18 protein-coding genes and 1 tRNA gene are annotated in these 14,528 nt (G+C 62.6%); 13 read left to right on the top strand and 6 right to left on the bottom strand.

Annotated elements, in window-relative coordinates; all coding sequences use genetic code 11:
* Nucleotides 1–27 precede the first annotated feature (27 nt).
* From ACVNHC_RS18060 to ACVNHC_RS18035, 6 genes are all read left to right on the top strand, one after another.
* The gene (locus ACVNHC_RS18060) at nucleotides 28–327 is read left to right on the top strand and encodes a BufA1 family periplasmic bufferin-type metallophore (RefSeq protein WP_050472425.1); all 300 of its coding nucleotides are present in this window, start codon (nucleotides 28–30) and stop codon (nucleotides 325–327) included.
* A gap of 79 nt (nucleotides 328–406) precedes the next feature.
* On the top strand, nucleotides 407–1,306 hold the full coding sequence (gene bufB / locus ACVNHC_RS18055; protein ID WP_457168458.1) for an MNIO family bufferin maturase: 900 nt from the start codon (nucleotides 407–409) through the stop codon (nucleotides 1,304–1,306).
* Complete coding sequence (locus tag ACVNHC_RS18050) at nucleotides 1,299–2,078, top strand: HvfC/BufC family peptide modification chaperone (RefSeq protein WP_457168456.1); 780 nt, start codon at nucleotides 1,299–1,301, stop codon at nucleotides 2,076–2,078. Before bufB ends, ACVNHC_RS18050 begins: the two co-directional genes overlap by 8 nt.
* A 118-nt stretch (nucleotides 2,079–2,196) precedes the next feature.
* The gene (locus ACVNHC_RS18045; RefSeq protein ID WP_457168454.1) at nucleotides 2,197–2,772 is read left to right on the top strand and encodes a hypothetical protein; all 576 of its coding nucleotides are present in this window, start codon (nucleotides 2,197–2,199) and stop codon (nucleotides 2,770–2,772) included.
* A gap of 42 nt (nucleotides 2,773–2,814) precedes the next feature.
* Nucleotides 2,815–3,870, top strand: coding sequence for a threonine aldolase family protein (locus ACVNHC_RS18040; protein WP_050472429.1), 1,056 nt, complete (start codon nucleotides 2,815–2,817; stop codon nucleotides 3,868–3,870).
* A 189-nt stretch (nucleotides 3,871–4,059) separates the two neighbouring features.
* Nucleotides 4,060–4,518, top strand: a complete 459-nt coding sequence (locus tag ACVNHC_RS18035; RefSeq protein WP_457168452.1) for a hypothetical protein — start codon at nucleotides 4,060–4,062, stop codon at nucleotides 4,516–4,518.
* A 186-nt stretch (nucleotides 4,519–4,704) separates the two neighbouring features.
* On the opposite strand, the gene ACVNHC_RS18030 is transcribed toward ACVNHC_RS18035, so the two are convergent.
* A complete protein-coding gene (locus ACVNHC_RS18030) occupies nucleotides 4,705–5,154 on the bottom strand; it encodes an Hsp20 family protein (RefSeq protein ID WP_026355768.1) in 450 nt (149 codons plus the stop codon).
* Between the two features lie 280 nt (nucleotides 5,155–5,434).
* Here ACVNHC_RS18030 and ACVNHC_RS18025 point away from each other — a divergent pair, with 280 nt between their 5' ends.
* On the top strand, nucleotides 5,435–5,818 hold the full coding sequence (locus ACVNHC_RS18025; protein ID WP_050472431.1) for a hypothetical protein: 384 nt from the start codon (nucleotides 5,435–5,437) through the stop codon (nucleotides 5,816–5,818).
* 142 nt (nucleotides 5,819–5,960) lie between these two features.
* Nucleotides 5,961–6,899 (top strand): alpha/beta fold hydrolase, encoded by a 939-nt coding sequence (locus tag ACVNHC_RS18020; RefSeq protein WP_123195159.1) that lies wholly within the window; start codon nucleotides 5,961–5,963, stop codon nucleotides 6,897–6,899.
* A 32-nt stretch (nucleotides 6,900–6,931) separates the two neighbouring features.
* Here ACVNHC_RS18020 and hisN read toward each other — a convergent pair whose 3' ends face one another.
* Nucleotides 6,932–7,726: a histidinol-phosphatase gene (gene hisN, locus ACVNHC_RS18015; protein ID WP_457168449.1), complete on the bottom strand. Its 795-nt coding sequence runs from the start codon at nucleotides 7,724–7,726 to the stop codon at nucleotides 6,932–6,934.
* A 340-nt stretch (nucleotides 7,727–8,066) separates the two neighbouring features.
* On the bottom strand, nucleotides 8,067–8,969 hold the full coding sequence (locus ACVNHC_RS18010; protein WP_019964838.1) for an N-formylglutamate amidohydrolase: 903 nt from the start codon (nucleotides 8,967–8,969) through the stop codon (nucleotides 8,067–8,069).
* A 222-nt stretch (nucleotides 8,970–9,191) separates the two neighbouring features.
* Between ACVNHC_RS18010 and cpdR the strand changes: the two genes are divergently transcribed.
* From cpdR to ACVNHC_RS17985, 5 genes are all read left to right on the top strand, one after another.
* Nucleotides 9,192–9,551 (top strand): cell cycle two-component system response regulator CpdR, encoded by a 360-nt coding sequence (gene cpdR, locus ACVNHC_RS18005; protein WP_019964837.1) that lies wholly within the window; start codon nucleotides 9,192–9,194, stop codon nucleotides 9,549–9,551.
* A 157-nt stretch (nucleotides 9,552–9,708) separates the two neighbouring features.
* A tRNA-Val gene (locus ACVNHC_RS18000) sits at nucleotides 9,709–9,783 on the top strand.
* Nucleotides 9,784–9,947: 164 nt separating this feature from the next.
* Nucleotides 9,948–10,073, top strand: a complete 126-nt coding sequence (gene ykgO / locus ACVNHC_RS17995; protein WP_019964836.1) for a type B 50S ribosomal protein L36 — start codon at nucleotides 9,948–9,950, stop codon at nucleotides 10,071–10,073.
* Nucleotides 10,074–10,130: 57 nt separating this feature from the next.
* The gene (locus ACVNHC_RS17990; protein ID WP_457168446.1) at nucleotides 10,131–10,808 is read left to right on the top strand and encodes a tetratricopeptide repeat protein; all 678 of its coding nucleotides are present in this window, start codon (nucleotides 10,131–10,133) and stop codon (nucleotides 10,806–10,808) included.
* Nucleotides 10,809–10,859: 51 nt separating this feature from the next.
* The gene (locus ACVNHC_RS17985; protein ID WP_457168444.1) at nucleotides 10,860–11,792 is read left to right on the top strand and encodes an alpha/beta fold hydrolase; all 933 of its coding nucleotides are present in this window, start codon (nucleotides 10,860–10,862) and stop codon (nucleotides 11,790–11,792) included.
* A gap of 156 nt (nucleotides 11,793–11,948) precedes the next feature.
* On the opposite strand, the gene ACVNHC_RS17980 is transcribed toward ACVNHC_RS17985, so the two are convergent.
* From ACVNHC_RS17980 to ACVNHC_RS17970, 3 genes are all read right to left on the bottom strand, one after another.
* Complete coding sequence (locus ACVNHC_RS17980; RefSeq protein WP_457168442.1) at nucleotides 11,949–12,434, bottom strand: type II toxin-antitoxin system PemK/MazF family toxin; 486 nt, start codon at nucleotides 12,432–12,434, stop codon at nucleotides 11,949–11,951.
* 152 nt (nucleotides 12,435–12,586) lie between these two features.
* Nucleotides 12,587–14,023: a pyruvate kinase gene (gene pyk, locus ACVNHC_RS17975; protein ID WP_058898758.1), complete on the bottom strand. Its 1,437-nt coding sequence runs from the start codon at nucleotides 14,021–14,023 to the stop codon at nucleotides 12,587–12,589.
* Entirely contained in the window at nucleotides 14,020–14,481 is a 462-nt protein-coding gene (locus ACVNHC_RS17970) for a DUF1036 domain-containing protein (RefSeq protein WP_050472437.1), read from the bottom strand. The genes pyk and ACVNHC_RS17970 overlap by 4 nt, the downstream gene beginning before the upstream one ends.
* Between the last annotated feature and the right edge of the window lie 47 nt (nucleotides 14,482–14,528).

The raw sequence follows: 14,528 nt of genomic DNA, 5'->3' as shown, positions 1-14,528 counted from the left end.
CCGGGACGGATAAAACGAGGTACGAAAATGAGCAAGACCTTTCTTTCTGCGGCAATGGTGGCCAGCGCTGTGGCGGCGGCGGTGGCTGGCGTGACTGCGCCGACAGAAGCTGGCGCACAGGCCAAGGAAAAATGCTACGGCGTGTCGCTGGCCGGCAAGAATGACTGCAAGGCCGGTCCGGGCACGACCTGCGCCGGCACGTCCACGGTCGACTATCAGGGCAATGCCTGGACGCTGGTGCCCGCAGGCACTTGCACGGAGATGAAGCTGCCGGATGGCCGCATGGGCTCGCTGACCGAGCTGGACCGCGATCTGCCGAAGTCCTGAGGCTGCAGGACTGGAATGCAGGATCAAGGCTTCCGGCGCGTGCCGCCGGAAGCCGCATTGCGGGGGAGCGGTTGCCATCATGACAGGGCTGCAGGAGACGGCGGACCTCAGTTTCATCCTGCCGCAGCGCGGCGGGGCGGGGCTGAAGCCGGAGCATTACACCGAAATTCTGTCGCAGAAGCCCGATGTCGGCTTCTTCGAGATCCACGCGGAAAACTACATGGGCGCAGGCGGCGCGCCGCATCATTATCTGGAGCGGATCCGGGCGGACTATCCCATCTCGCTGCATGGCGTGGGCCTGTCGATTGGCGGCGATGGCCCGCTGGATGAAGCCCATCTTGCCCGGCTGAAGCATCTTTGCGAGCGCTATGAGCCAGCCTCCTTCTCCGAGCATCTGGCTTGGTCCAGCCATGACACCGTGTTTCTCAATGATCTGCTGCCGCTGCCCTACACACAAGCGCGGCTGGATGTGGTCTGTGACCATATTGACCGGGTGCAGGAGGTGCTGGGGCGGCGGATGCTGCTGGAAAACCCCTCCACCTATGTGGCCTTTGCCTCCAGCGCGATGGATGAGCTGAGTTTTCTGGCCGGGATTGTCCGGCGCACCGGCTGCGGGCTGCTGCTTGACGTCAACAATGTCCATGTTTCCGCCGTCAATCACCGCCGCGATGCGCGGGACTATCTGGCGGTTTTTCCCATTGAACATGTGGGCGAGATTCATCTCGGCGGCCACGCGCCGGACACGGATGACGAAGGCGGGCCGCTGTTGATCGATGCCCATGACCGGGAGGTGGATGAAGAAGTCTGGAGCCTCTTCGCGGATCTCATGGCGCGGACCGGCCCGCTGCCGGTGCTGATCGAGTGGGACAACAACGTGCCATCCTGGCCGGTGCTGCTGGGGCAGGTGCAGGAGGCGGAGCAGATCATGGCCCAACTTCGGCACGAGGCCCGGCCGCAGGGGCTGCTGCGTCATGGCTGAGCAGGCCTCCGTTTCCAGCGCAGACTTTGCGGCGGCACTGATGCGGGCCGGCCTGCCGGTGCCGCAGGATGTGACCGGCCCGGACGGCGCTCCCGCGCCCAAGCGTTTCGGCGTTTACCGCAACAATGTCATCGTCAGCCTGACCGAGGCGCTGATGGCGACCTATCCGGCGCTGGTGCGGCTGCTGGGAGAAGAATATTTCCGGGCGCTTGCGCGGCTTTATGTGAGCGCCGAGCCGCCTTCATCGCCCGTGCTTCTGGCCTATGGCGGCAGTTTTGCCAGCTTCATTGCAGGGTTCCCGCCGCTGGCAGGCTATCCTTATCTGCCGGATGTGGCCCGGCTGGAATGGGCCTGGCTCGAGGCCTATCACGCGGCAGACCGGGCGCCGCTCGATCCGGCCCAGCTTGCCGCTGTGCCGCCGGAGCAGCTTGGCGCCCTGCGCTTCACGCTGCACCCGGCCTGCCGCCTGATTGTCTCGCCTTATCCGGTGCTGGATCTGGTCAGGGCCAACCGGTTCGAACTTGAAGGGGGCGTAGAGGTTGATCCGGGGCAGGGGCAGAGTGTACTCCTCACCCGGCCCGGCATCGATGTCATCCTTCATCCGTTGCGGGCGGGGGATGCGGCTTTTGTGGCGGCGCTGACCGCTGGCGATCGTCTCGCGGAAGCCGCAGGCAGCGCGCTGACTGTTGATCCGGCCTTTGATCTTGCTACCGCCATTGGCCTGTTGCTGCGCAGCGGTGCAGCTTGCGAATGCCAAATTGACCTTGCGTAAATTTTATCCGGATGCACTCTAGCACCAAGCCTTGCCACGCTGACGCATAACGCCCCGCAAAATGCTCAGACGCTGCATGGGCTTGGTATGACACCCGGAACTGTCCGGGAGGGACACTATGTTTGATTTCTTCATCCGTATGTACAATGGCTTTTTCGCCGGGCTGGAACGGGCAACCCATGGCTGGCTGATCGGCCTGGCCGGGCGCTTCGTCTTTGCCAGCGTGCTTCTGTTTTACTTCTGGAATTCCGCCCTCACCAAGATCGGGCCGGGCGTTCTGGGGTTCCTTCATCCGACTGATGGCGCCTTTGCGCAGATCCTGCCGTCGATGATGGAAGCGGTGAGCTATGACACCAGCAAGCTCGCCTTCTTTCCCTATCATGTGATCGTGATTGCCGGGACCTGGGCCGAATTCATCCTGCCGGCGCTGATCACGATTGGCCTGTTCACGCGGGCGGCCAGCCTCGGCATGATCGGCTTCATCGCGGTCATGTCCTATGTGGATGTCTATCAGCTTGGGGCCGATGCAACGGCCATCGGTGCGATGTTTGATGGCAATCCCTCGTCGATGATTGCCGATCAGCGCCTGCTCTGGGGCTTCCTGCTGCTGGTTCTGACCATCTACGGGCCGGGGCGCTTCTCCGTTGACTGGGTTCTGCGCCGCGCGCTTGCCCGGCGGGCGCGATATTATTGAGAGCAGTTGCAAGGCACGGGCTGCGGCGGATAGTGTGACCGCATGATATTTGCCAGTGACAATTGGGCCGGTGCCAGCGCACCGGTCGCCGCCGCCCTCTCCCGCCATTCCACCGGGCTTGCTCCGGCCTATGGCGGCGATCCGCTGACGCTTTCGGTCAAGGCCCGCTTCAGCGAGCTTTTCGAATGTAACGTCGAGGTCTTCTTTGTGCCGACCGGCACGGCCGCCAACGCGCTGGCGCTCTCGGCCTATGCGAAGCCCGGCGGTGTGGTCTTTGCCCACGCCACGGCGCATGTGGCCAATGACGAGGGCAACGCGCCCGAGTTTCTGACCATGGGCCAGAAGATTCGCGGCCTTCCCGGTGCCAATGGCAAGCTGACGCCGGCCGTTCTCACAAATGCCATGGCCGAGCACCCGGATGGGGAGCTCAACAGCGGGCAGGTGGCCGGTCTCTCCCTGACCCAGGCAACCGAATGCGGCACGGTCTATACCGCGAAGGAAATCCGTGCTCTGGCCGATGTGGCCAAATCGCGTGGCATTGTTGTGCACATGGACGGCGCCCGCTTTGCCAATGCGTTGATCACCAGCGGCGGTTCGGCAGCGGACATTACCTGGCGCGCGGGCGTGGATGTTCTGTCCTTCGGCGGCACCAAGAACGGCTGCTGGTGTGCCGAGGCGGTGATCTTCTTCAATCCGGGCGAGGGCAGCCAGTTCCGCTATCTCAGCAAGCGGGCCGGGCATATCCTGTCGAAGAGCCGCTTTGTGGCGGCCCAGTTCGAGGGTTATCTGGAAGATGGCCACTGGCTGGACAATGCCCGCCATGCCAATGCCATGGCCCGCCGTCTGGCTGATGGCCTTGTCCGCTCCGGCTTTGCCCGGCTCGCCTGGCCGGTGGAGGCGAACGAGGTCTTCCCCGTGCTGCCCACCCATGTGATCAACCGGCTGAGGGCCGAAGGCGCCGTCATCCGCGAATGGCCGCCCGCCGGTCTTGAAGGGCACGCCGCACCGGGCGCCGATGAAGCGCTGCTGCGTCTTGTCTGCTCCTTCGCCACGACGGAAGAGGAAGTCGAGCGCTTTCTGGCACTGGCCGCTGGCTAATGAAGCCAGCGGAGCACTTTGCGCGCCGTTTAGGATAATTTTTCCTCAGGCTTTGGATTTCTCTGCACTTTTGGAAGTGCATTCTGCAATCCGGGTTTGCCTTTTCCAGTCTTGTTCTAGCCTTGCCGGCCTTGAGTCGTTGCAGTGCGGATCTTTCAGGAGGTCCGCCCGGCCAGTGAGGATCGTGCCATGAAGATTCACCCAACCGAAGACTTGCGGGTCTTGTCGATTGCCCGGCGGCTGCGGATTCCCGATGTGGGAGCCGCAGCTGCAGAGCTCGCCCCCGTGATTGAAGCTGACTGCCACCGGTACGGGTTTGTCGCCGCTGGTCCCTGGATCTTCATTGCACAGGGCCTGCCGCGCGATGGAAAAACAGAGTTCGACTGGCGTATCTGTCTGCCTGTCACCGGTGCAGAAACCTATGACGGGCCGCTGGATTTTCTGCATCTGGAGCCGGTGATGGTGGCTTCAGCGGTGCACATGGGGCCGTTGCGCAGCCTCTTTACGCAAGGATACCGTCCGCTGCTGCAGGATATCGAGGCTTCCCGCCATGTCCTTTCAGGCCAGAGCCGGGAAATCTATCATGACTGGCGGGGAGCGGGTGCCAGCTTCGGCCGTATCGAGATCCAGTTCGAACTGGCACGCTGAACGGAAAAAGCGCCCGGCGGGGCCGGGCGCTTCTGTCCTGTCTCTTGTCTCCGCGCACTGCGGAGCGTTTTGAACGGTGGCCTCATACCAAGGCCCTGAGATGCTGACGCATCACGCCTTGAAGATGCTCAAGCGCCGCACGGGCTTAACCAATGCTCGATGAGTCAAGTTCATCGAGCATTGGCCTCAGTGGGCCTTCGCCTCGATCTGCTTCGGCGTGCCGGCGGCGTTGATCTCGATCTTGCGCGGCTTCATCGCTTCGGGGATTTCGCGCAGAAGATCGATGTGCAGCAGGCCGTTCTCCAGATGGGCACCTTCCACCTTCACATATTCGGCGAGCTGGAAGCGGCGCTCGAAAGCGCGTGAGGCGATGCCGCGGTAGAGCACTTCACCGGCGGTTTCCTCGGACTTCTTCTCGCCCTTTACGGTCAGCGCATGTTCCTTGGCCTCGATCGAGAGATCGTCATTGCCGAAACCGGCAACGGCCATGGTGATGCGGTAGGTGTTTTCGCCCGTCCGCTCGATGTTGTAGGGCGGATAGCTCGGGGTGTCGGAGGTGGCGCTGTCGAGCATCGAAAGCAGCCGGTCAAAGCCGACGGTGGAGCGGTAAAGCGGGCTGAGATCAAAATGACGCATGGTTCTGTCCTCTTCATGAGCAACTGAATGCATGTGCCGGTACTCCCCCATTCTTGGCGGGAAACCGGCCGTTCCGCAGGCCCGTCTGGCGCCTGCAGCAATGAGGTGGGGAGGGGCTCAGGCGGTTTCAAGACCCGTTGGCACCCCCTGCCGGTGCAGATGAACGGCGGATGAACAACGCCTTCCGTTTTGGTTCAAGCGCCAGGGTGCATCTTCTTCACAACAGGCCGGCACTGCAGAGAAACACCGCCAGCCGCAGACAGGAAGAAAGGAGCATACCATGCTGAAGACCCTCATCTCCGCCACCGTGATTGCCGCCACCGCAGCTCTCGCCACCGTTCCGGCTCAGGCCTCCTCCGGCCTGTCCATTGAACTTCGCGCCGGTCAGGGTGCACCTGTCGTGCAGATCGATGGCCGTGGCCCTCACTGGGGCCGTGGTCCGGACCGCGGCCGCGATTGGGGCCGCCGTGATGTCCGGCTCTCCGCCCGTGATGTCCATCGCAGCCTGCGCCAGCGTGGCTACGAAAGGATTGATGTGCGCGATGCCCGCGGCCCGGTCTATGTCGTGTTCGCCACGTCCCGCCGCAGTGGTCCGGTCAAGCTGACGGTCAATGCCTACAACGGCAGCATCATCGACCAGCAGCGCCTCGGCCGCCGCTGGTAAGCCGCCGCCGGTAAATCTCAGGGCCCGGAGAGTTTCCCTCTCCGGGCCCTGACTTATACTGCTCCCTGTCCAAGACAGTTGAGCTGGCGCGCTGGCCAAGGTAACTCTGGGAAGCCTGCCCCTTGTGCCCGAGGCTTCCCAGATGACCCTGACCGAAATTCCCGGCAACCCGATCCCTGATGGCGCGGTGGCCGGCTTCATTGAAACGCCGGATCGCGTCAGGCTGCGCTATGCCCGCTTTTCCGCAAAGCCGGGCCAGCTCAAGGGCACTGTGACACTGCTGCAGGGGCGGGCGGAGTTCATCGAGAAATATTTCGAGGTCATCACGGAGCTGCAGGAGCGCGGCTTCCACGTGGTGGCTTTCGACTGGCGCGGGCAGGGCGGTTCCGACAGCCATCCCGGCTCGTTGAAGCGCGGCAATGTCAGCAGCTTTTCCCGTTACCGCATCGATCTTGAGACTGTGGTGAGGCAGATTTCGCTCGCCGACTGTCCGGGGCCGCATTATGTGCTGGCCCATTCCACGGGCGGTGCGGTGTTCCTCTCGGCAACGGAACGCCTGCGCACGCAGATTTCCCGGGCCGTGCTTTCGGCACCTTTCACCGGATTGAGTGATTTTGGCCGCAAGGAACGGATGATCTTCCGGCTGGTGCGGCTTCTGGCCATGCTGGGCCTTGCCCTTGCGCCTGTGCCGGGGCGGGGAAACGGCAAGGCCGAAACCTTCGAGACCAACCGTCAGACGAGCGACCGGCGGCGTTTTGAGCGCATGGTGGAAATCGGCAAGGCCAATCCCGCTCTCGAAATCGGGCCGCCCACCATTGGCTGGCTGGCGGCCGCCGTGCGCTGCCTGATGTCTTTCCGCGAATTGCGGTTTGGCCCGTCCGTGGCCGTGCCGGTGCTGATGATCACCGCCGGACGGGACCGGATCGTCTCGAGCCGGGCAACGGAAGAGCTGTCCACCCGCATCCGGGCCGCCGGCTTCATCGAGATTCCCGGGGCCGAGCACGAGCTGCTGATGGAGCAGGACGTCTACCGCGACCAGTTCTGGGCTGCCTTCGACGCCTTCATCCCCGGCGAGGAATGAAGGCGCCTAAGAGACGGCTCAGGAGAGAAGGCTCAGGTCTGCGGCACATCCATAAGCTGCTTCAGCACGATTTCATGCAGGCGCGGATCGCCGCTGGCAACAATCCGCCCGCCATTGGCCGGTGAGCCGCCGCTCCATGTGGTGACAACGCCGCCCGCCCCTTCGATGATGGGGGCAAGAGCCACGATGTCATAGGCCTGCAGACCGGCCTCGATCACCACATCGGCCATGCCGGCCGCCACCATGCAATAGGCGTAGCAATCGGTGCCATAGCGGGCGAGGCGGACCTGTTTCTCGATGCGGTCATAGGCCTCCTTCTCCACCGGCTTGAAGATGCGCGGGCTGGTGGTGAAGAGCACCGCGTCAGCAAGGCTGGCGCAGGCGCGGGATTTGAGCTGCCGCGTGCCCAGCGGGCCGCGGTACCAGGCGGACTTGGTGTCGCCGGCATAGGCCTCGTTCACATAGGGCTGCACCATCATGCCAAGGCTGGGCCTGCCGTTGGTCGTCAGGCCGATCAGCGTGCCCCAGGTGGGCAGGCCGGTGATGAAGGATCGGGTGCCGTCGATCGGGTCCAGCACCCAGACATGCTCCGCATCCGTGCGTTCGCTGCCGAATTCCTCGCCCAGAATGCCGTGCTCCGGGTGCCGGGCGTTGATCAGGGCGCGCATCGCCTCTTCGCCGCCGCGGTCGGCCACCGTCACCGGATCGAAGCCGCCGCTGAGCTTGTTTTCCACCCCGTGGCTGGTGCGGAAATGCGGGAGGATGGCGGCGCTGGAGGCTTTGGCCAGGTCTTCGAGGAAGGGATAGAAGTCATGTGATAACTGCATGTCTGATATGCCTTCCTTGCATGTCTTGCCGTTTGAGGCTCATTCTGCCGCGCAACATACGGATTTTCGCGGAGACTTCCATTTATTTCAGCCACTTAATAAATGCTGCAGTGCCCGCAGTTTTAGCCTCCGCCACGCCATGCCGTCAAAGGGAACCGCTTGGAAAGGTGCGGAACCTCTTGACGTTTGTGCGCTGCAATGCGACCTTATTGCAGCGCGATACGACGCGTTGCGTTGTAGCGCCGCCCTCCTTGGGCGTTTCCTCCCTAGACTCGGGCCGCCTCTTTTGAGTGCGGCCCTTTTTTCTGGGGCGCGCCAGCCTGCGCCGTCTTGAGGTGCGTTACTCGGCGGCGATGGACCAGGCGGAAAAAGCACTGTCGGGCATGGCGGTCAGCTCCCGGACAAAGTCCATGAGATCGGCCGCGACGCGGACGAAATCCGCGCCCCGCTCATGGGTTTCCTCATCCATATAAAGGCCCCGGTTGATTTCCACCTGCAGGGCATGCAGCCCCTTGGCCGGGCGCCCGTAATGCTCGGTGATGAAGCCGCCCGCATAGGGCTTGTTGCGGCTGACCGTGTAGCCCTTCGAGCGGAGCAGATCCGCCGCCATGTCCGTCAGCTCGATGGGGCAGGAGGTGCCATAGCGGTCGCCCAGGATGAAATCCGGCCGGATGCCGGAGGTCTGGCAGCGCACGGTGGACGGCATCGAGTGGCAGTCGATCAGCACCGCGTAGCCGAAAGCCACATGGGTCTGGGCCAGAAGGCGGCGCAGGGTGGAGTGATAGGGTTTGTAGATGGCCTCGATCCGCGCCATGCCCTCTTCCACGGTCAGGCGGCGGGCGTAGATTTCCTGGGTCTCGCTGACGACGCGGGCAATGGTGCCAAGACCGCCAGCCACCCTCAGCGAGCGCACATTGGCATAGGCAGGCAGGCGCCCCTCGAACATCTTCGGGTCCAGTTCATAGGGTTCCCGGTTCACATCCAGATAGGCGCGGGGGAAGCGTGCCCGCAGCAGCGGCGCACCAATCGGCACAACGCCGGCGAACAGCTCGTCCACGAAGGCATCTTCCGACTTGCGGATCGTCAGCCGGTCCAGCCGGGAGGCGTCGAGAAAGCTCTGCGGGTAGCAGACACCGGAATGGGGGGAGTTGAACACGAAAGGCAGGCGCTGGTCGGCGGGCGCGAGAATCTCGAAGGCTGGTTCAAAGACGGGCTCCGCTCCGAAGCCGGTGATGATGCGCATGGGGCTGACCGCTTTCCGCTCTGCCGGCAAACCTGCCCGGTCGCAAGCTTGCTGTTTCCTTATCTTGCCAAGGAATCAACAGTCCTGTCCACAAATGAGCGAAAGCGCGGTGTTCAAGCCCGCTTCACTCTATCTTTACGGCGGATTGGAATTATAACTGGCATCGAGCACCCACCCCCGGCGGTGGTTTCCCTGAGTTTCGGAGTTTGACGGTTGTCCACCATGTCGCGAATCCTTCTGGCGGAAGACGACAATGATATGCGGCGCTTTCTGGCCAAGGCGCTTGAGAACGCCGGCCATGATGTCGTGTCCTTTGATAACGGCAAGAGCGCCTATGAACGCCTGCGGGAAGAGCCTTTCGCCCTGCTGCTGACGGATATCGTCATGCCGGAGATGGACGGCATCGAGCTGGCCCGCCGCGCCACGCAGCTGGACCCGGACCTCAAGGTCATGTTCATCACCGGCTTTGCGGCCGTGGCGCTGAACCCGGATTCCAATGCGCCGAAAGATGCCAAGGTTCTGTCCAAGCCCTTCCACCTGAAGGACCTTGTGCAGGAAGTCGAACGCATGCTGGCAGCCTGAGGGCTGCCGGTCAGTGATGTGGGAAGGCGTCTTTCCACAGGTCAGTGCCGTCTGAAAAATTGTTTGACGGTTCTGAGATTGGGGTCTTGCACAGTCCGGCGATCCCCGTTATATCGCTGACCACCGCAGCGCTCCGGCGCTTGGTTCCGAAGATTTCGGGCGTGTAGCTCAGCGGGAGAGCACTACGTTGACATCGTAGGGGTCACAGGTTCAATCCCTGTCACGCCCACCATTATTGCAGCAGGCAAGGCGAGGGCCCGGTCAGCTGCAGGTGAGGAAAGAAGCCTCAGGCGCGATATCCGCGCCGGGGTTTTTGGCCAGAAACCAAGTCCATGCGGGCGCCCAGGCGCCCGTTTCTTTTGAGTAGAACAGCAGGGCCCTTCCGGGGACACAACGATGAAGATCAAGAACTCTCTCAAGGCGCTGATGGCCCGTCACCGGGAAAACCGCATGGTTCGCCGTAAGGGCCGCGTCTACATCATCAACAAGAAGAACCCGCGCTTCAAGGCTCGTCAGGGCTGAGTTGCTGGTGCTCGCGGGATCGTGAGCCCCTTCTTGCTTTGCAGGATTGACGGCCGCGTGCAGCAAGGTATCCTTGCCAGCATGCGGCTTTTCCTGTTTGTAGCTTTCCTTCTTGCCCTTCCGCTCCAGCCATCGCTGGCGCAGGAAGTGACGCCCGGCACGCCACCGCCTTCCGCAGAGGATCTTAACACTCTGCCGCCGGAAGGCGATGAGGATGCGTCCGGTGCTGCAAGGGCGCCTGAGGTCCAGGCTGACGAGAAGCCGCTGGACAGCCTCTACCGGGACCTTGCTGCTGCAAAATCGGACCGCGATGCGGCTCCGATCGCGCGCAAGATCCAGCGGGCGCATCTTGAATCCGGCAGCGACACGGTGAACCTGCTGATGCAGCGCGCCGCCGTTGCTCTCAGGGCCGAGGACTACGGTCTGGCTCTCGACCTCATGGATGTTGTGCTGCGCTTGAAGCCCGATTATGCCGAGGGCTGGAACCGCCGGGCAACTATCTACTATGTGCAGCGCGAGTATGGCCGTTCGCTGGCCGACATCGAGCATGTTCTGGCGCTGGAGCCCCGGCATTGGGGCGCGCTGTCCGGTCTGGCGATCATCCAGCGCCATCTGGACCAGAAGGAAAAGGCCTTGGTCACCTTCCGGAGTGTCTCGCAAATACATCCGGGACTGGAAAGCGCACGTAAAGCAATCGAAGAGCTTGAGAAGGAACTGGCCGGCGAGCCGATCTGAGGCCGGGCACCGTTCCCTTGCTGCCGCACTCAGGCTCAACCGGCTGCCGGAGTGTTGCTGTTGCTGATTGTTGTCGCCGTTTTCCTGTTCCTCGCCCTCTATACCGAATTGCGCCGCAGGCGCATCAATGCCCGTCATAAGCCGGCCGGAACCCTTGGCTTTGTTGACCGTGCATACGTGCACTATGTTCGTTCGCGGCCGCCTGCTGTCTCTGGCGATGTGCCCCGCCTGCTTTTCATTCATGGGGCGAGCGGAAACCTGCAGGATCTGCACCTCGCCTTTGCGCCGCATTTCACGGACACGCACGAGATGCTGTTCGTGGACCGGCCCGGCCTCGGCTTCTCCGGGCGGAACTTGCCGCCGGATGCCTCGCCGCGGGATCAGGCCCGGCGCATCGCCGCGCTCCTGAAGATGCTGGACTTCGGGCCGGCTGTTGTCATCGGCCATTCCTTTGGCGCCTCTGTGGCCGCCGCATTGGCTCTGGAGGTGCCGGAGCGGGTCAGGGGCCTCGTCTTCCTGGCGCCCGCCACCCATCCCTGGAATGGCGGCGTCGCATGGTACTACAAGCTCGCTGCGCTGCCTGTGATCGGGGAACTGTTCTGCCGCACGCTGGCCTTGCCCGCTGCCGAGCGTCTGGCGCCTGCCTCCATGCGCAACGTCTTTGCGCCGGCAAGCGTGCCGGAGGGATATGACACGGCCATCGGCGTGGATCTGTTGTTCCGGCCGGAGAGCTTCCGCGCCAATGCCATGGACCTTGCCGCCTTCAACCGCCATCTGGCGCAGCAGTGCCGTGACTACGGCGCCATCACCCAGCCGGCCCTTGCCATCACAGGCGATCAGGACACGGTTGTCTGGCCCAGCATTCACTCGAAGGGCCTGGAGCGCGATCTGCCCAATTGCCGCCTGATCGAACTGCCCGGCGCCGGCCACATGCCGCAGCACAGCCACACGGAGGAGATCGTGGCGCTGATCCGGGGGCTTTGAGGCGTGGGGGGGAAGCGTGCGGGCGCTTGAAAAACCAAAGCCACCCCGAGGGGTGGCTTGGCATTTAACTCCCGTCTCCGGGCGGCGGAAGAATGTTTCCATTCCCGCATATGTCTTCAAATATGCGTCTTACTGCTCAAAAGTCAAGGTAAGTGCTTAAGGAAGAGGTTCCGCAAGAGCCCTTGTCATCAGAAGCAGGACGTCCCTCAGTTCCGCAGAAGGCAGTTTCGGGACACCGCCCTTCACTTGCCGCAAGCGGCTGGTGGCAACGGTGCAGGGGTGATCGCATAGAATCCAGCTTACTCTGCCATCCAGCTTGTCGCGAGTCGCCTTGCTGACTTCATGGGCCATCCCGTCATCTGCATTCCTAAGTGATGTTGAAAAAGGCAGAACTGTAACCTTGCCGTGAAGCACGTTCTTGCGGCTTACGATGACGCAGGGCCGGGTCTTCCACATTTCAGGGAGCTCAACTTCGGTTTCCCGATGGAAGTTACACCAGTAAAGGTCGCCGACGCGCGGTGTGCCCTTGATGACTGGCCTGAATTTCTTGGGCCAGCGTGATTCAGAAACTCGTTTGATCTGAGTAAGCCATTCCTGGATCCAGAACTCCGGGTCAGTTTGATGATGGCCGCTCTGTTTCATTCGAGTGCAGTCCAGGAAATTTGTCAGAAGAGATTTTCGCAAACTTCGCCATATATCAAGTGTAATCTATTCTTTGCTCCTTTGGGTTGTGCTCCTTCAAACAAAATGGCCCGCCAGGGGCGGGCCATCAGATGTCAGGTGTTTGAGGGCTCTCAGAGGCCGCTCTGGCCGTCGCTGCCGACGAAGGCGATGCGCAGCATGTTGGTGGAGCCGGGGGTGCCGAAGGGCACGCCGGCCGTCACGATCACGCGCTGGCCCGGCTTGGCGAAGCCTTCCTGGCTGGCGATCTTGCAGGCGCGGTTCACCATGTCGTTCTCGTCGTTCGCATCCTCGCTGACGACGCAGTGCAGGCCCCACGCAAGGGCGAGACGGCGCGCGGTGGAGGCGACCGGCGACAGGGCGATGACCGGGGCGGAGCAGCGCTCACGCGCCGCGCGCAGGCCCGTGGCGCCCGACGAGGTGTAGCAGACGACAGCAGCAAGGTTCAGCGTTTCGGCGATCTGCCGTGCCGCTGCCGAGATGGCATCGGCGCCGGTGGCCTCCGGCTCGGTCCGCTGCGCGTGGATGATGGTGCGGAAATTCTGGTCCGTTTCCACCTGCTGGGCGATCCGGTCCATGGTGCTGACCGCTTCGATCGGGAACTGGCCAGCAGCCGACTCCGCCGACAGCATGATGGCATCGGCGCCTTCGAACACGGCCGTGGCGACGTCCGACACTTCGGCGCGGGTCGGCACCGGAGCGGTGATCATGGATTCCAGCATCTGGGTGGCGACGACCACCGGCTTGCCGGCGCGGCGGGCAGCGCGGACGATGCGCTTCTGGAGGCCGGGAACCTGCTCCAGCGGCATTTCCACGCCAAGGTCACCACGGGCAACCATCAGGGCGTCGGACAGCTCGATGATCTCGGCCAGACGGTCGATCGCCTGGGGCTTCTCGATCTTGGCGAGGATGCCGGCGCGGCCGCGCACGATCTTGCGCACTTCGGCAATATCGTCCGGGCGCTGGATGAAGGAGAGGGCGATCCAGTCCACGCTGGTTTCCAGCACGGCGGTCAGGTCGGCGCGATCCTTGTCGGTGAGGGCGCTCATGCCGATTTCCGAATCCGGAACGCTGACGCCCTTCTTGTCCGACAGCTTGCCGCCGACTTCCACGCGGGTCATGGCGCGCGAGGGAGTGCACTCGGTGACAACAAGGCGGATCTTGCCGTCGTCGAGCAGCAGGCGGTGGCCCGGCTGAAGTGCCTTGAGGATTTCCGGATGGGGCAGGAAGACGCGGGAGACGTCGCCCGGGGTGGGGTCGGAGTCCAGCACGAAGGTGGCGCCGTCTTCCAGCATCACCGGGACTTCGGCGAACTTGCCGACGCGCAGCTTCGGGCCCTGGAGGTCGGCGAGAATACCGATCGGGCGGCCGACCTTCTCCTCGACGGCGCGGATGCGGCGCACCAGTTCGCGCATCAGATCGTGGTCAGCATGGCTCATGTTGATGCGGAACACATCCGCACCGGCCGTATGCAGCTTCTCGATCATCTCCTGGGTGGAAGAGGCCGGTCCCAGAGTTGCAAGAATTTTAACGCGCCGATTTCGCCTCATTGTGCACCCGTTCCCTGTTGTACCGGCTCAGTCAGCTGAACCGTCCAGTTGCTCTGCTCGCCTGTGTCGATTTCGAAAAATCCGGTGCGCTCGTAACCGCGCGCCACACAGTCTTCAATTCCGCGAATCGTGAACTCTTTTTCGCGCGTACACATGTACGCCCGGCCGCCCCATTCGCCAAACTGATCGTAATCGACGGCATAAATGTAATAGTAGCGTGACACAAGTGCCCCCGGCACAAGCGTTTCACAGCTGTTGGCTGCCAGGTTCCACCAGCCTTCGGTGACCCAGTCAGTCTTGTCCTTGTATCCAATAGCAACGCCAACGTTGCTTTCGGTCTTGTTACACAGACGCAAGTCCGCTTTTGCCGTATCACTGAGGAGAGCAACAGCAACAAAAGCTGCAAATGCAAGAGCTGCACGCGCAAAGCCTGTGCCGGTCCATGCCGGATCTCTCATGCCCTGCGTTCCTTGTCCGTGATCATTAAACCGATTTAATCCGATAA

The sequence above is a fragment of the Pannonibacter sp. Q-1 genome (assembly GCF_054073275.1).
The sequence above is the reverse complement of the archived record's forward strand: the minus strand, read 5'-3'. Positions and strand labels throughout refer to the sequence as shown.

What these genes read in the sequence shown, in the direction of transcription:
- ACVNHC_RS18060 (WP_050472425.1), top strand. Translation starts at nt 28, where the DNA reads ATGAGCAAGACCTTTCTTTCTGCGGCAATGGTGGCCAGCGCTGTGGCG.
- bufB (WP_457168458.1), top strand. Translation starts at nt 407, where the DNA reads ATGACAGGGCTGCAGGAGACGGCGGACCTCAGTTTCATCCTGCCGCAG.
- ACVNHC_RS18050 (WP_457168456.1), top strand. Translation starts at nt 1,299, where the DNA reads ATGGCTGAGCAGGCCTCCGTTTCCAGCGCAGACTTTGCGGCGGCACTG.
- ACVNHC_RS18045 (WP_457168454.1), top strand. Translation starts at nt 2,197, where the DNA reads ATGTTTGATTTCTTCATCCGTATGTACAATGGCTTTTTCGCCGGGCTG.
- ACVNHC_RS18040 (WP_050472429.1), top strand. Translation starts at nt 2,815, where the DNA reads ATGATATTTGCCAGTGACAATTGGGCCGGTGCCAGCGCACCGGTCGCC.
- ACVNHC_RS18035 (WP_457168452.1), top strand. Translation starts at nt 4,060, where the DNA reads ATGAAGATTCACCCAACCGAAGACTTGCGGGTCTTGTCGATTGCCCGG.
- ACVNHC_RS18030 (WP_026355768.1), bottom strand. Translation starts at nt 5,154, where the DNA reads ATGCGTCATTTTGATCTCAGCCCGCTTTACCGCTCCACCGTCGGCTTT.
- ACVNHC_RS18025 (WP_050472431.1), top strand. Translation starts at nt 5,435, where the DNA reads ATGCTGAAGACCCTCATCTCCGCCACCGTGATTGCCGCCACCGCAGCT.
- ACVNHC_RS18020 (WP_123195159.1), top strand. Translation starts at nt 5,961, where the DNA reads ATGACCCTGACCGAAATTCCCGGCAACCCGATCCCTGATGGCGCGGTG.
- hisN (WP_457168449.1), bottom strand. Translation starts at nt 7,726, where the DNA reads ATGCAGTTATCACATGACTTCTATCCCTTCCTCGAAGACCTGGCCAAA.
- ACVNHC_RS18010 (WP_019964838.1), bottom strand. Translation starts at nt 8,969, where the DNA reads ATGCGCATCATCACCGGCTTCGGAGCGGAGCCCGTCTTTGAACCAGCC.
- cpdR (WP_019964837.1), top strand. Translation starts at nt 9,192, where the DNA reads ATGTCGCGAATCCTTCTGGCGGAAGACGACAATGATATGCGGCGCTTT.
- ykgO (WP_019964836.1), top strand. Translation starts at nt 9,948, where the DNA reads ATGAAGATCAAGAACTCTCTCAAGGCGCTGATGGCCCGTCACCGGGAA.
- ACVNHC_RS17980 (WP_457168442.1), bottom strand. Translation starts at nt 12,434, where the DNA reads ATGAAACAGAGCGGCCATCATCAAACTGACCCGGAGTTCTGGATCCAG.
- pyk (WP_058898758.1), bottom strand. Translation starts at nt 14,023, where the DNA reads ATGAGGCGAAATCGGCGCGTTAAAATTCTTGCAACTCTGGGACCGGCC.
- ACVNHC_RS17970 (WP_050472437.1), bottom strand. Translation starts at nt 14,481, where the DNA reads ATGAGAGATCCGGCATGGACCGGCACAGGCTTTGCGCGTGCAGCTCTT.